Source organism: Pelomonas nitida, from assembly GCF_043555975.1.
Classification (GTDB): Bacteria; Pseudomonadota; Gammaproteobacteria; order Burkholderiales; family Burkholderiaceae_C; genus Pelomonas; species Pelomonas nitida.
In genome coordinates this window covers 115222-127961 of the sequence record NZ_JBIGIA010000001.1, presented here as the reverse complement: position 1 = coordinate 127961, position 12740 = coordinate 115222, and the positions used below count along the sequence as shown (strand labels likewise).

The window sequence follows — 12740 nt, the reverse complement described above, 5'->3', positions numbered from 1 at the left end:
ATCAGCTGTTCTTCGGAGCGGACGCACCCGCTGCAGGATCTCGCGGCGGCTCCTTGATGGAGAGCTTCATCGAGAACTCCAGCAGCCGGCGCGCGTCACGCGAGTTGGTACCGACATTGGCCAGCTTCACTTCGATCAGGTCGGGCTTCTCCAGCCATTCAGACCCCCGCGACACATTGCGCAGGAACTCCGAGACCCGCTCGTTGGTCTGCGCCATGCCGTTGATCGTGACCGACTTGTCTGCCTGACGGATGGCGGTCAGGTAGATCCCCTCCGGCGCCAGTCGCGAAACGTCGCTCAGCAATTGGACCGGCGTGTTGCGATCCGTCTGCAAGTCCTCCACAGCGCGCTGACGCGCCTTCAGAGAGTCGATCTCCGCCCTGAGCGTGGCGATGTCCTTGATCTGGATCTCGAGTTCGGCGATCTGGCCCTTGATGTACTGGTTGCGGGACTGCTGATCTTGCGTCAACAGCTCAAGCAGCAAGAACGCGGCAACGACGAGACCGACGCCCACCAAAGCAGCCAGCCCCATGCCGGCGAAGAACGCGGCCTTGCGCCGCTTGCGCCTTTCCTCGCGGTAAGGCAGCAGGTTGATCAAGATCACTGGAAAAACCTCCGCATCGCGAGACCACAGGCCGTCAGATAGGACGGCGCCTCACGTTGAAGCTTGGATTCACGTACCGTCGACCCCAAACCCATGTTTTCAAACGGGTTGACGACCATGCAGGCAAAGCCCGTCAGGTCACTCACCCGGTCCTTGAGCCCGGGCAAGGTCGCCGTGCCGCCAGCCAACATGACGTAGTGCACTCGGTGGTGCGGCGTGCTGGTGAAGAAGTACTGCAGCGCCCGACCGATCTCTTGAGACAGGCTGTCAACGAAGGGGTTGAGCACGCCGGATTCATAGTCTTCCGGGAGATCGTTGCTCAGCTTCTTCTGCTCCGCCTCCTCGAACGAGAAGCCGTATTGACGCGAAATGAGTTGCGTCAGCTGTGCACCGCCGAAGGACTGGTCGCGGTCATACAGCAGCTCATCGTCGCGCAGCACCTTGAGACTGGTGGTGTCCGCACCGATCTCGAACAGCGCGACCAGCGCATCCTTGCCTTGATTTGGCAGGCCCGCAATGATGCGCCCCATCGCCATGCGCGAGGCATGAGATTCGATGTCAAGCACGACAGGACGCAGCCCTGCGGCTTCGGCAAGGCCTTGGCGATCCTGCACGCGATCCTTGCGGGACGCAGCAATCAGCACCTCGACATCACCAACCGAAGTCGGGCTCGGCCCCATGACACAGAAGTCCAGGCTGACCTCGTCCAGCGAGAACGGGATGTACTGATTGGCCTCGGCCTCGACCTGCAGCTCCAGCTCTTCGTCACGCAGCCCGGCGGGCAGCATGATCTTCTTCGTGATGACAGCCGACTGCGGCATCGCCAGCGCTGCCTCGCGGGTCTTGCTGCCGCTGCGCGCCACGACGCGGCGCACGGCGTCCGCCACCTCATCGAACTTCTCGATCTGGCCGTCGGCGATCCAACCCTTCTCGAAAGGCTCACTCGCGAAACGTTCCAGCACAAATTCGCCGTTAGCGGTCTGACTCAACTCCACCAGCTTGACGCTGGAGGAACTAATATCCAGGCCAATCAGGGGAGGGTGCTTGCGACCCAAAAGCGCGTCAAGTATTCCCATGCCCTTTGCTCGCCGATGCGTTGAGATACGTATCGGACTATTAATAAGTTACTTGAATGCTAGCAGCAAAGCCTTTGACGCCGAACGCGAATTCGGTGCCAGCTCGTAACGCCGCGTTGCCAAACATACACGAGGTCGGCGGCTGCCGCGCATGCAAAAAACGGCCGGGAAGCGGCGTTTTGCACACCCCAGCGGGCGACGCTGGTCCGCCAGGCTGACCGTGAGCCGCTTCCTATAATCCGCCGCCCTCCTCTCTCGCGCCTGCGAGCGCGCTTCGCCGGCACATGAACGACAAGTCTCGATCCGCCGCTCCCCATTCGCCCCCCGCAGCGGCCGGCGCCTCCCCCTCCCGCAAGCCACGCTCCTTCGGCGCCAAGCTGGGCCGCGCCGTGCTCTGGTGCTTCGGCCTGCTGGCGGGCGGCGTTGCCGCGGCGGTGATGCTAGTGGCCATGGGGCTGGCGCTGGCCTATCCGAACCTGCCGGACATCAGCGGCCTGACCGACTACCGGCCCAAACTGCCGATGCGGGTGCTGTCCAGTGATGGCGTGCTGCTTGGCGAGTTCGGCGAGGAGCGCCGCAGCTACCTGCCCATCGAGCAGATTCCCAAGGTGATGCAGGAGGCGGTGCTGGCCATCGAGGACGCCCGCTTCTACCAGCACGGTGGTGTGGACTACCTGGGCATCATCCGCGCCGGCCTGGCGAACGTGGGCGAGTCGCGCAGCCAGGGGGCGTCGACGATCACCATGCAGGTGGCGCGCAACTTCTACCTCTCCACGGAGAAGACGTTCACGCGCAAGATCTACGAGATCCTGCTGGCACTGAAGATCGAGGCCGCCCTGCCCAAGGAGAAGATCCTCGAGATCTACATGAACCAGATCTTCCTGGGGCACCGCGCCCACGGCTTCGCCGCCGCCAGCGAGGTCTATTTCGGCAAGACGCTGGACAAGGTCAGCGTCGCGGAGGCCGCCATGCTGGCCGGCCTGCCGAAGGCACCGTCGGCCTACAACCCGATCAACAACCCGAGACGCGCCGGGATCCGCCAGCAGTACATCATCGAGCGGATGTTCGAGACTGGTTACATCACGGAGGAACAGCGGGACGAGGCCAAGGCCGAAAAGCTGCGCATCCGGCCCGTCCAGGAGTCGGCGTCGCACGCCGAGTTCGTCGCCGAGGCGGCGCGCCAGCTGATCTTCAATCAGTACGGCGATGAAGCGTACTCCCGCGGCCTGAACGTCTACCTGACGCTGGACAGCGCCGAGCAGAACACGGCCTACCGCGCCCTGCGGCGCGGCCTGCTCGATTACGAAAAGCGACAGGTCTACCGCGGCCCGGAAGCCTACGCAGACCTGCCGGGCGACGCCCGCGCGCTCGACTCGCGCATCGCCGAGGCCCTGGCCGACCACCCCGCCAACGACGAACTGCTGGCCGCGGTCGTGCTGGAAGCCGACCCGAAGAAGGTCACGGCCGTGTTGCAAAGCGGCGACGTGATCACGATCACCGGCGAGGGGCTGCGCCCCGCCACGTCTGGCCTGTCCGAGAAGGGCAACCCCAAGACACGCATCCGCCGCGGCGCCGTGATTCGCGTGGTCAAGGGCGCCAAACAAAAGGACGGCGGCGAGTGGACGATCACGCAACTCCCCGAGGTGGAAGGCGCGTTTGTGGCGCTGGACCCGCGCAACGGGCAGGTGCGAGCGCTGGTCGGCGGTTTCGACTACAACAAGAACAAGTTCAACCACGTCACCCAGGCCTGGCGCCAGCCGGGTTCCAGCTTCAAGCCATTCATCTATTCGGCCGCCCTGGAGAAGGGCTTCACGCCGGCCACGATCGTGAATGACGCGCCGCTGTTCTTCGACGCCGGCACCACGGGCAGCCAGCCCTGGGAGCCCAAGAACTACGACGGCAAGTTCGAGGGGCCGATGCCGCTGCGCACCGCGCTGGCCAAGTCGAAGAACATGGTTTCGATCCGCGTGCTGCAGTCCATCGGCGTGCACTATGCGCAGGACTGGATCACGCACTTCGGCTTCGAGGCCGACAGGCACCCGGCCTACCTGACCATGGCGCTGGGTGCCGGCTCAGTGACGCCGATGCAGATGGCACAGGGCTACGCCGTGTTCGCCAATGGCGGCTACCGCGTCAATCCGCAGCTGATCTCCCGCATCACCGACAACAAGGGCCGGCAGCTCTACGAAGCCCAGCCCGTCGCGTTGGCCGACGGCGCTCGTGCCGTCGAGCCGCGCAACGCATTTCTGATGAGCAGCCTCTTACAAGAAGTTACCAGGAGCGGCACCGCAGCCCGCGCCCAGGGCACGCTGAAGCGGCCGGACATCTACGGCAAGACCGGCACGACCAACGATTCGATGGATGCCTGGTTTGCCGGGTATCAAAAGGAATTGGTGGCCGTGGTCTGGATTGGCTACGACCAGCCGCGCAAATTGGGCGACCGCGAAACCGGCGGCGGGCTGAGTTTGCCGGTGTGGATTGAATACATGCAGGTCGCGCTGAAGAACAAAACCGTCAGCGAAGTGACCGCACCCGAAGGCGTCGTCAATGTGAACGGCGAATGGTTCTACGAGGAATTTGCCCCCGGCAACGGCGTGAGCGAGTTGGGCAACGACACAGGCGCTCCGCCCGCGGCCAGCGACGACGAGAAAAAGTCCATCCTCGACCTGTTCAAGCGCTGAGCCGCGGCTCAGGCGCTGAACGTCAGCGGGCAGCCGGCCTGCTCGCTGGCACTGCGCGACAGACGCGCCAGCAGCTCCTGGCCTTCCCGGTCGATCCAGCGCGAGCCGTCCCACTTGAAGTGATAGCCGCCCGACCGGGCGGCCAGCCAAATCTCCTGCAGCGGCGGCTGCGTGTTCAACACGATCTTGCTGCCGCCCGGCAGGCTGAGTTCCAGCAGTCCGCCGGTGCGGTGCGTGTCGATGTCGACCACATCGTCATCGAGCCAGGCGTCGATCTGCGCCTCGATGCGGGCCAGCAGCGCGTGGGCCTTGGTGTGATATTCGGCGTCGGACAGGGACATAAACTGCGGCAATGAAGAGAACTGCCGTCAGTGTAGGTGGGCGCCTTGTCGCTCTCGCGATCACCCTTACCGCCCTCGCGGGTTGTGGCCAGAAAGGACCGCTGACGCTGCCCAAGCCGGCCAGCGCGGCCTCCGGGCCGGCCTCGGCACCCGCGCGCTAATCCCGCCCCTCTTCCACCGCGTGGCAGGCCACGCGCACACCCCGGATCTCCAGCAGCGCCGGCCGCTCGGCCTTGCAGCGCTCGCTGGCCAGCGGGCAGCGCGGGTGAAAACTGCAGCCACTGGGCGGATTGAGCGGATTGGGCACTTCGCCCTGCACGGGCGTGCGGGCGCGCCCGGTCATGTGGATGTCCGGGATCGCATCGAGCAGCATGCGGGTGTACGGATGCTGGGGGCGGCCAAACAAGTCCGCCTTGCCCGCCACCTCCACCAACCGCCCCAGGTACATGACGCCGACCTGATCCGCCACATGGCGCACGACCGCGAGGTTGTGCGAGATGAACAGATAGGTGAGGCCGCGCTGCCGCTGCAGGTCTTTCATGATGTTGAGCACCTGCGCCTGCACGGACACGTCCAGAGCCGACGTCGGCTCGTCGCAGACGAGGAACTCCGGCTGCGTCGCCAGCGCACGCGCGATCGAGATGCGCTGACGCTGCCCGCCCGAGAACTGGTGCGGGAACTTCTCGGCATCGGCCGGGTTCAGCCCCACCGAACTCAGCAGTTCACCGACACGCTCGCGCGCTTCGGCCGCGCCCTTGACCAGGCCATGCTCCCGCATCGGCTCCGCCACGATGTCGAGCACCTTCCAGCGTGGGTTCAGCGACGCATAAGGGTCCTGGAAGATCATCTGCATGCGCCGGCGCAGCGGCAAGGCTCCCGCGCCGGACAGCGTCTTTGCGATGTCCTCGCCATCGAACCGCACCGCGCCGCGGGTCACGCCGTACAAGCCGACGAGCAGACGGGCGATCGTGCTCTTGCCGCAGCCGCTCTCGCCGACGAGGGCCAGCGTCTGCCCACGCTCGATGCTGAACGACACGCCGTCCACTGCGTGCACAAAGGCCCTGGGCTTGCGCTCGACGACCCGGTTGAGCCAGGGCGCCGACACATCGAAGACCTTGGCCAGGTCTTGCACTTCCACGAGTGGGCGGCTCATGGCGATACCTCCTCCGCGATGGGATGCCAGCAGGCAGCCTGCGTCACCCCGGCGGCCGCGAGTTCCGGACGCTCCTGCCGGCACCGATCTGTCGCACGCTCACAGCGCGGATGAAAGGCGCAGCCGGATGGAATCGCGATCAGGCGCGGCATGGCGCCATCGATCTGCAGCAGCCGCTCACGGTCTTCGTCCATCGCCGGAATGGCGCCCATGAGGCCGGCCGTGTACGGATGGGCCGGCCGGTGGATGACGTCGGCCACGGGCCCGATCTCGGCAACCCGGCCCGCATACATGACGGCAACGCGATCGCAACTCTCGGCGATAACGCCCATGTCGTGCGTCACGAGCATGACGGCGGCGCCCTGCTCTCGGCACACCTTCTTGAGCAGCGCAATGATCTGCGCCTGAATGGAGACATCCAGCGCCGTCGTCGGCTCATCCGCCACGATGAGCTTGGGCTGCGCCGCCAGGGCCAGCGCAATGACGACACGCTGGCGCATGCCGCCGGAGAACTGGTGCGGGTAGTGGTCCACCCGCGCCTCGGGCGCCGGGATGCCGGTGGAAGCCAGCAGCTCGATGGCCCGCTGGCGCGCCTGCGCGGCACTCAGGTTCAGGTGCGTGACGATGGTCTCGACGAGCTGTTGCCCCACGGTGTAGAGCGGGTTCAGCGAGGTCAACGGGTCCTGGAAGACGGCACCGATCTCGCGGCCGCGCACGCGCCGCATCTGGTCATACGGCAGGTTGTCGATGCGGCGGCCCGCCAGGTGAATCTCGCCGGCCGCGATGCGACCCGGCGGGTCTAGCAGGCCGATGATGGCCGCGCCGGTCAGCGATTTGCCCGCGCCGGATTCGCCCACCACGCCGAGGATTTCGCCGGGTGCGATCGTCAGGGAGATGTCGTCCAGCGCCAGCAGCGTGCCGCGGCGCGTCGGAAACTCCACCCGCAGGTGGTTCACTTCGAGCAAGGGTTCGGTCATCGCAGGCGGGGGTTCAACGCGTCGCGCAGCCAGTCGCCCAGCAGGTTCACGCTGAGCGTGATGAGCACAAGGGTCAGGCTGGGCCAGGCCGTGATCCACCACTCGCCCGAGAACAGCGTGTCGTTGCCATTGCGGATCAGCGTGCCCAGCGAAGGGCTGGTGACCGGCACGCCGACGCCGAGAAACGACAGCGTCGCCTCGGTGATGATGGCCGAGGCCACCTGGATGGTGGCCAGCACCAGCACCGGGCCCAGCACATTGGGCAGCACATGCCGCCGCATGATGCGCAGCGACCCGACGCCGATCACGCGAGCCGCCTGCACATACTCCTTGTGGCGCTCCACCAGCGTGGAGCCACGCACCGTGCGCGCGTATTGCACCCACCCCGTCAACGCGATGGCCAGCACCAGCACGACGAAGGCCAGCGCATCCGGCGCCTGCGGGAACAGGCTGCGCCCGACGCCGCTGATCATCAGCGCCACCAGGATGGACGGGAAGGACAGCATCACATCGCAGACGCGCATGATGAAGGCATCGGTGCGCCCGCCGACGAAGCCCGCGAGCAGGCCCAGGCTGACGCCGATGGCAATGGACAGCAGCACCGAAGCCACGCCCACCAGCAGCGAGATGCGCGTGCCATACATCAAGGCGGACAGGATGTCGCGCCCCTGGCCATCGGTGCCGATGAGGAATTTGCGCTCGCCCCCTTCGAGCCACGCAGGCGGCTTCAGAGAATCCATCAGCTCCAGCGTGGCCAGGTCGAAGGGGTTGTGAGGCGCGACGAACTCTGCGAACAGCGCGCAGACGACGCAGACCAGCGCGACGAGCGCCGCCCCCACCGCCGTGGGCGACGAGCGAAAGGAATGCCAGACATCGCCATCGAAGAACCGCCGCAGCGCGGAGGCGGCCGGCACCGGCTTGGAATTGGCGTCAGCAGCCATGTCAGTGAGCCTTGCCCTCGACGCGCAGACGCGGGTCGACGGCGAAATAGAGAAGATCGACACCCAGGTTGATGACGACGAAGATCAGCGAGATCAGGCACAGATAGGCCGCCATGACCGGGATGTCGGCAAACTGCACCGCCTGGATGAACAGCAGGCCCATGCCGGGCCACTGGAAGACCTGCTCGGTGATGATGGCGAAAGCGATCAGCGAGCCGAGCTGCAGGCCCGTGATCGTGATGACCGGCACCAGCGTGTTCTTCAGCGCGTGCCCGAAGTAGACGCTGCGATCCGTCAGGCCACGGGCGCGGGCGAAGCGGATGTAGTCGGTGCGCAGCACCTCCAGCATCTCCGCCCGCACCAGTCGCATGATCAGCGTGAGCTGGAAGGCCGACAGCGTGACCGCCGGCAGCACCAGATGCAGCAGGCCGTCGCGGGTCAGCAGGCCCGACGTCCAGGAGCCGAAGGCCACCACCTCGCCACGGCCGAAGCTGGGCAGCCATTTCAGCTCGACGGCGAAGATCCAGATCAGCAGGATGCCGATGACGAAGTTGGGCAGGCTGACGCCGAACAGCGTGCCCGTCATCAGCAATTGCGCCGTCGCACGCCCGCGCCGCAGCGCCGCATAAACCCCCAGCGGAATGCCGAACACCAGCGCGATGAGCCCGGCCACCACTGCCAGCTCCAGTGTGGCCGGCAGGCATTCGGCGATCAGCGTCGACACCTTGCGCCCCTGCCGCAGGCTGATGCCGAACTCGCCTTGCGCCGCGTTCAGCACGAAGCGCGCGAACTGCACCGGGAAGGGCCGGTCCAGCCCCAGGTCCTTGCGCAGTGCGCTGCGCTGTTCCTCGGTGGCATCCTGGCCCAGCAGGTTGTTGACCGGGTCTCCGACGTACTGGAACAGCATGAAGGCGATGAAGGCCACCGACAACATGACCACCACGGCCTGGATCAATCGGCGAAGGATGAAAACCAGCATGCAAACTCAGGTGATGCGGTCCAACCAGGCACCGAAAGAAGGCGAGATCATGGCGAAAGCAGGGCCGAGCAAACCCCGTGAAAGCCCTAAACAGCAAGAGCAATGCCCGAAATGACAACGGGCCGCCGAAGCGACCCGTCCAATTGGCGAACGCGGGCTGCACGCCCGCCGCCACACTCAGAACCGGTGGCGAACGCCCAGCATGGCACCGGCGCGCTTTGTGGCGCCGTTCAGGAAGGCGACCGAGCCACTGGTCTTGGTGTAGTCCACCTCCAGGTAAACATCGGTGCGCTTGGAGAACGCGTAGTCAGCCACCGCCGCATAGAAGTCGGCCTTGGAACTGCCACCCGCCGTCGTCGACAGGCCGAGCGGCGCCAGCGCGAAGCCGTAATGCGTCTGCTTCGTCAACCAAACGTTCGCGCCGACATTGAACTGCGGCGTCAGCTGGTAGGTCGCACCAAGCATGTACATGGTGCGCTTGTTGACGTCAGCCGAGTTGTTGTTGAACACGCTGGCCCCCAGCAAACCGCTGGTGTAGGCGCCGCGCGTGCTCAGCCCCACACGGAAAGCACTGGTCGCGTCAGCCACCGACGCGGCCGAAGTGATCAACCCGTTGATCGAATCGAACTTGTTCTGCCCCCACGACGCGTGAACGTACAGCGGCCCACTCGTGTACGAGGCACCAAAAACGGTCGCCTTGATCTTTCGACCGGTCTGCTCGGTCGCCTGCAGGTAGGCACCGCCCACGCCGTAGACGCCGTCGTTGTAGCGCAGCATGCCGCCGATGGTCTTGTTGGGCAGGGCTGCCGCCGCACCAGATTGGCCCTCACCGGCGCTGACCTGCACTTCCGCGTAGACATTGCCGAACTGGGCCAGGTACTTGACCATGTTGTCCTGGCGAGCCGTCATGGCCAGGCCGATTTCCGGCTTATAGGCTTCGATATAGGGTGAATATCTGAACGACGCGAATGTCGACGTATAGATGTCAAAAAGAATGTTGTACTGGCGCCCAAGGCGAATCTGACCGAAATCATTGGACTGCAAGCCCACCCAAGCCTGACGCCAGAAATCCGTGGTCGAGCCCGCGGTGCCGGTATCCGAGTTGAAACGGTGCTCCAGGTTGGCCAACGCCTTCACGCCGCCGCCCATGTCCTCCGTGATATTCACGCCGAGCCGGCTCTGCGACATGCCGCCAGGCACCATCGTCTTGTCCGACGTGCCGGGGTTGGCATTCGAGGTGTAACGCACGGCGGCATCGACGATGCCGTAAAGGGTGACGCTGGACTGCGCCCACGCGGCGGAGGTGCTGGCGGCCAGGACGGCCACAGCCAATGCGGCTTTATTCATCAAGGTTGTCTCCTGTAATTGGTATGAAGCCAACTCATTCTCAACCAAGCATCCTCCCAGCAGCGCAGCCCTGTTGCTCGCCGTACACAGCAATTCCCCTGCCCCAAGAGTCACCGCCAGAAAAGAAAAAGCCGCCCGAAGGCGGCTTTGTCTGACGCAATTGCGACCCGAAGGTCGCAGATGACGATCAGAAGCTGTGGCGAACGCCGACGTCGAAGCCGCTGGACTTCTGGCCGTTGGCAGCAGCAGGCGCGCCAGCAACGATGAAGCGGCCGCGACCGTTGTTGTCGATCTGAGCGAACGTCGTGTACAGAGCCGTGCGCTTGGACAGGTTGTACTGGTAGCCGATCGCGAACAGCGAGGCATCGCCCACGCCATTGATGGCTTCGGCTGCAACGTTGGCCTTGGCATCGGTGTACGAAGCCATGACTTGACCTTGACCCAGCGGCACCACGACGGCCAGCGTCCAGATGCTTTGCTTGGCGGCGTTGTACTTGCCTTCCGTGTACGAGAACGACGGCTTGGCGACGCCGAAGTCATACGACGCGCCGACCGAGGCCAGCTTGTACTTGCTGGTGGCCGAATTGGCGTTGGCGTAAGCACCCGACACGTGCAGCGCGCCGTCCTTGTAGCCCAGACGGACGGACTGGTGCTTGTTGGCGACCGTGCCTTCCGGCGCGGCAACGTCAACGCCACCGTAGAAGCCGTTCAGGCCTTGGGTCGGCAGCGAGTACGACACCAGGTTGTCGGCGCGGCCGTAAGCCGTGCCGTTGCCGCTGCCCAGGTTGCTGTACACAGCCAGGACGTTGCCCAGGCCGGTCGCGGTGTACGGGTCGAAGTCTTCGATGTGCAGGCGCGAAGCGGTCTTGTTGCGGCCCAGGCGCACTTCACCGAAGTCGCCCGACAGGCTCACCGTGGCGCGACGGCCCCAGAAGGCATTGCCACCACCGGCAACACCGGTATCAGCAGCGACTTCAGATTCCAGCCAGAAACCAGCCTTCAGGCCGCCACCCAGGTCTTCCGTACCACGCACGCCGAAACGGCTGGTGTTCAGACCGCTGGAGTCCAGCTTCTTCATCTTGGTGTCGCCGGTCTTGACGTACTTCATGTCCGCGTCGATGACGCCGAACAGCGTGACGGACGAGGATTGCGCAACAGCAGCGCCGCCGGTCAGACCGAGGACGGCCAGGGCAATCAGAGCTTTCTTCATTCGATACTCCTAGGTATTCATCGAAGCTGCCAGCCGAGACGGCAGGGCAGCTCACCTCCTGAGAGGAAGTGCACGTATTCCACTACAGGTTTGACTGGCGAGGGAATTCACGGATATGAAAATCTGCCATTGCGTTGCCCCCCCACAACGCCTTGACCTTGTCACCATTTCCTCACATATCAGAGCGTGTTAATGCAATGCATCACCATAAAGCCACCACTTCGCTCGTGCTGAATGCGCAGGATCGCCTGCTCGCCGCACTCGATTCCGGCCTGAGAACAGTTTTCACACCCACCCGCGCGACACGTGCTTCGCCCGCGCGCGACAGCAAATCCACCGAACTCAGCGCAGCAGAGACACGCCAGGCCGGCGCCCTCATGCGCGTCAATCACGTCGGTGAAATCTGTGCGCAAGCGCTATATCAATCGCAATCGCTGTTCAGTCGCAGCGAAGAATTGCGCGCGCATTTTCAGCAGGCGGCGCAGGAAGAACTCGACCACCTGGCGTGGACGGCAGAACGCGTGGCCGAGCTCGACACCCACACCAGCCGACTCGCACCGTTGTGGTGGATCGGCGCCTTCGCTTGGGGCGGCGCTGCCGGCCTCGCCGGCGATCGCTGGAGCCTGGGCTTTGTCGTTGAAACAGAGCGTCAGGTCGAGGCCCATCTGGCTTCGCATCTGGACCTGCTGCCGCCCGGTGATGCCGCATCGCGGGCCATCGTCGAGCAAATGAAGCAGGAGGAGGCGGAACACGCCGCCGCAGCCCTCGCCGCCGGCGCTGCACCGCTGCCCGCGCCGGTCCGCGGCCTGATGCGGCTGGCGGCCAAGGTCATGACGACCGTTGCCCACCGCGTCTGATCAGGCCTCGACAACCTCGAACGAGGTGCTGATCGCGGAAGTCTTGGCCAGCATGGCCGTGGCCGAACAGTACTTTTCGTGCGACAGCGCGATGGCGCGCTCGACGATCTCCGGCTTGAGCCCGCGGCCACTGACGACGAAGTGGAAGTGGATGGACGTGAAGACCTTGGGGTCGCTGCTGGCACGCTCGGCCTTCAGCGCAACCTTGCAGCCACGCACGTCATGGCGCCCGCGCTTGAGGATGAGCACAACGTCGTAGGCCGTGCAGCCACCGGTGCCCGCAAGCACGGTTTCCATCGGGCGCGGCGCGAGGTTGCGCCCGCCGCCATCCGGCGCGCCATCCATGCTGATCACGTGCCCGCTGCCGGTCTCGGCGACGAAGCTCATGCCGCTCGGGCCTTCAAGGCCCAGCCAACTGACAGTGCATTCCATGCTCATGTAGAGGAAGTACTCAATTTGTCACAGATAAATATTGCAGCGCAGCATAACTCGACGCTACACTGCGGACACGCGAAAAGAGCTTTCGCACCGATTGTCTCCTCCACCGCCTCCATGGTGGATTCAACCCGAGCTT

At 64.8% G+C, this 12740-nt stretch carries 13 protein-coding genes; 3 read left to right on the top strand and 10 right to left on the bottom strand.

What is annotated here, in order from left to right:
- Position 1: 1 nt before the first annotated feature.
- A complete protein-coding gene (locus ACG00X_RS00555; protein WP_394485890.1) occupies positions 2-604 on the bottom strand; it encodes a PilN domain-containing protein in 603 nt (200 codons plus the stop codon).
- Positions 601-1680: a pilus assembly protein PilM gene (locus tag ACG00X_RS00550; RefSeq protein WP_394485887.1), complete on the bottom strand. Its 1080-nt coding sequence runs from the start codon at positions 1678-1680 to the stop codon at positions 601-603. The genes ACG00X_RS00555 and ACG00X_RS00550 overlap by 4 nt, the downstream gene beginning before the upstream one ends.
- Positions 1681-1964: 284 nt before the next feature.
- On the opposite strand from ACG00X_RS00550, the gene ACG00X_RS00545 reads away from it, so the two are divergent.
- Entirely contained in the window at positions 1965-4361 is a 2397-nt protein-coding gene (locus ACG00X_RS00545; protein ID WP_394485885.1) for a penicillin-binding protein 1A, read from the top strand.
- An 8-nt stretch (positions 4362-4369) separates the two neighbouring features.
- Here the strand turns inward: ACG00X_RS00545 and cyaY are convergent, their stop codons facing one another.
- Positions 4370-4702 (bottom strand): iron donor protein CyaY, encoded by a 333-nt coding sequence (gene cyaY / locus ACG00X_RS00540; protein ID WP_394485883.1) that lies wholly within the window; start codon positions 4700-4702, stop codon positions 4370-4372.
- Between the two features lie 11 nt (positions 4703-4713).
- On the opposite strand from cyaY, the gene lptM reads away from it, so the two are divergent.
- A complete protein-coding gene (gene lptM, locus ACG00X_RS00535; protein ID WP_394485881.1) occupies positions 4714-4863 on the top strand; it encodes an LPS translocon maturation chaperone LptM in 150 nt (49 codons plus the stop codon).
- Here the strand turns inward: lptM and ACG00X_RS00530 are convergent.
- The 6 genes from ACG00X_RS00530 to ACG00X_RS00505 all read right to left on the bottom strand — a co-directional run bounded on the left by ACG00X_RS00530 (position 4860) and on the right by ACG00X_RS00505 (position 11309).
- The gene (locus ACG00X_RS00530; RefSeq protein ID WP_394485880.1) at positions 4860-5855 is read right to left on the bottom strand and encodes an ABC transporter ATP-binding protein; all 996 of its coding nucleotides are present in this window, start codon (positions 5853-5855) and stop codon (positions 4860-4862) included. The genes lptM and ACG00X_RS00530 overlap by 4 nt on opposite strands.
- Positions 5852-6832 (bottom strand): ABC transporter ATP-binding protein, encoded by a 981-nt coding sequence (locus tag ACG00X_RS00525; protein ID WP_394485878.1) that lies wholly within the window; start codon positions 6830-6832, stop codon positions 5852-5854. The genes ACG00X_RS00530 and ACG00X_RS00525 overlap by 4 nt, the downstream gene beginning before the upstream one ends.
- Positions 6829-7773, bottom strand: coding sequence for an ABC transporter permease (locus ACG00X_RS00520; protein WP_394485876.1), 945 nt, complete (start codon positions 7771-7773; stop codon positions 6829-6831). Before ACG00X_RS00520 ends, ACG00X_RS00525 begins: the two co-directional genes overlap by 4 nt.
- Before the next feature lies 1 nt (position 7774).
- Positions 7775-8752: an ABC transporter permease gene (locus tag ACG00X_RS00515; protein ID WP_394485874.1), complete on the bottom strand. Its 978-nt coding sequence runs from the start codon at positions 8750-8752 to the stop codon at positions 7775-7777.
- A gap of 177 nt (positions 8753-8929) precedes the next feature.
- Positions 8930-10099, bottom strand: a complete 1170-nt coding sequence (locus ACG00X_RS00510) for a porin (RefSeq protein ID WP_394485873.1) — start codon at positions 10097-10099, stop codon at positions 8930-8932.
- Positions 10100-10286: 187 nt separating this feature from the next.
- Positions 10287-11309: a porin gene (locus tag ACG00X_RS00505; RefSeq protein WP_394485871.1), complete on the bottom strand. Its 1023-nt coding sequence runs from the start codon at positions 11307-11309 to the stop codon at positions 10287-10289.
- Between the two features lie 197 nt (positions 11310-11506).
- On the opposite strand from ACG00X_RS00505, the gene coq7 reads away from it, so the two are divergent.
- Complete coding sequence (gene coq7 / locus ACG00X_RS00500; RefSeq protein ID WP_394485869.1) at positions 11507-12166, top strand: 2-polyprenyl-3-methyl-6-methoxy-1,4-benzoquinone monooxygenase; 660 nt, start codon at positions 11507-11509, stop codon at positions 12164-12166.
- Here coq7 and ACG00X_RS00495 read toward each other — a convergent pair whose 3' ends face one another.
- A complete protein-coding gene (locus ACG00X_RS00495; protein ID WP_394485866.1) occupies positions 12167-12598 on the bottom strand; it encodes an OsmC family protein in 432 nt (143 codons plus the stop codon). It abuts the gene before it with no gap.
- Positions 12599-12740 lie beyond the last annotated feature (142 nt).

Coding starts and splice junctions, on each gene's coding strand:
- ACG00X_RS00550 (WP_394485887.1), bottom strand. CDS start 1,680: ATGGGAATACTTGACGCGCTTTTGGGTCGCAAGCACCCTCCCCTGATT.
- ACG00X_RS00545 (WP_394485885.1), top strand. CDS start 1,965: ATGAACGACAAGTCTCGATCCGCCGCTCCCCATTCGCCCCCCGCAGCG.
- cyaY (WP_394485883.1), bottom strand. CDS start 4,702: ATGTCCCTGTCCGACGCCGAATATCACACCAAGGCCCACGCGCTGCTG.
- lptM (WP_394485881.1), top strand. CDS start 4,714: ATGAAGAGAACTGCCGTCAGTGTAGGTGGGCGCCTTGTCGCTCTCGCG.
- ACG00X_RS00530 (WP_394485880.1), bottom strand. CDS start 5,855: ATGAGCCGCCCACTCGTGGAAGTGCAAGACCTGGCCAAGGTCTTCGAT.
- ACG00X_RS00525 (WP_394485878.1), bottom strand. CDS start 6,832: ATGACCGAACCCTTGCTCGAAGTGAACCACCTGCGGGTGGAGTTTCCG.
- ACG00X_RS00520 (WP_394485876.1), bottom strand. CDS start 7,773: ATGGCTGCTGACGCCAATTCCAAGCCGGTGCCGGCCGCCTCCGCGCTG.
- ACG00X_RS00515 (WP_394485874.1), bottom strand. CDS start 8,752: ATGCTGGTTTTCATCCTTCGCCGATTGATCCAGGCCGTGGTGGTCATG.
- ACG00X_RS00510 (WP_394485873.1), bottom strand. CDS start 10,099: ATGAATAAAGCCGCATTGGCTGTGGCCGTCCTGGCCGCCAGCACCTCC.
- ACG00X_RS00505 (WP_394485871.1), bottom strand. CDS start 11,309: ATGAAGAAAGCTCTGATTGCCCTGGCCGTCCTCGGTCTGACCGGCGGC.
- coq7 (WP_394485869.1), top strand. CDS start 11,507: ATGCATCACCATAAAGCCACCACTTCGCTCGTGCTGAATGCGCAGGAT.
- ACG00X_RS00495 (WP_394485866.1), bottom strand. CDS start 12,598: ATGGAATGCACTGTCAGTTGGCTGGGCCTTGAAGGCCCGAGCGGCATG.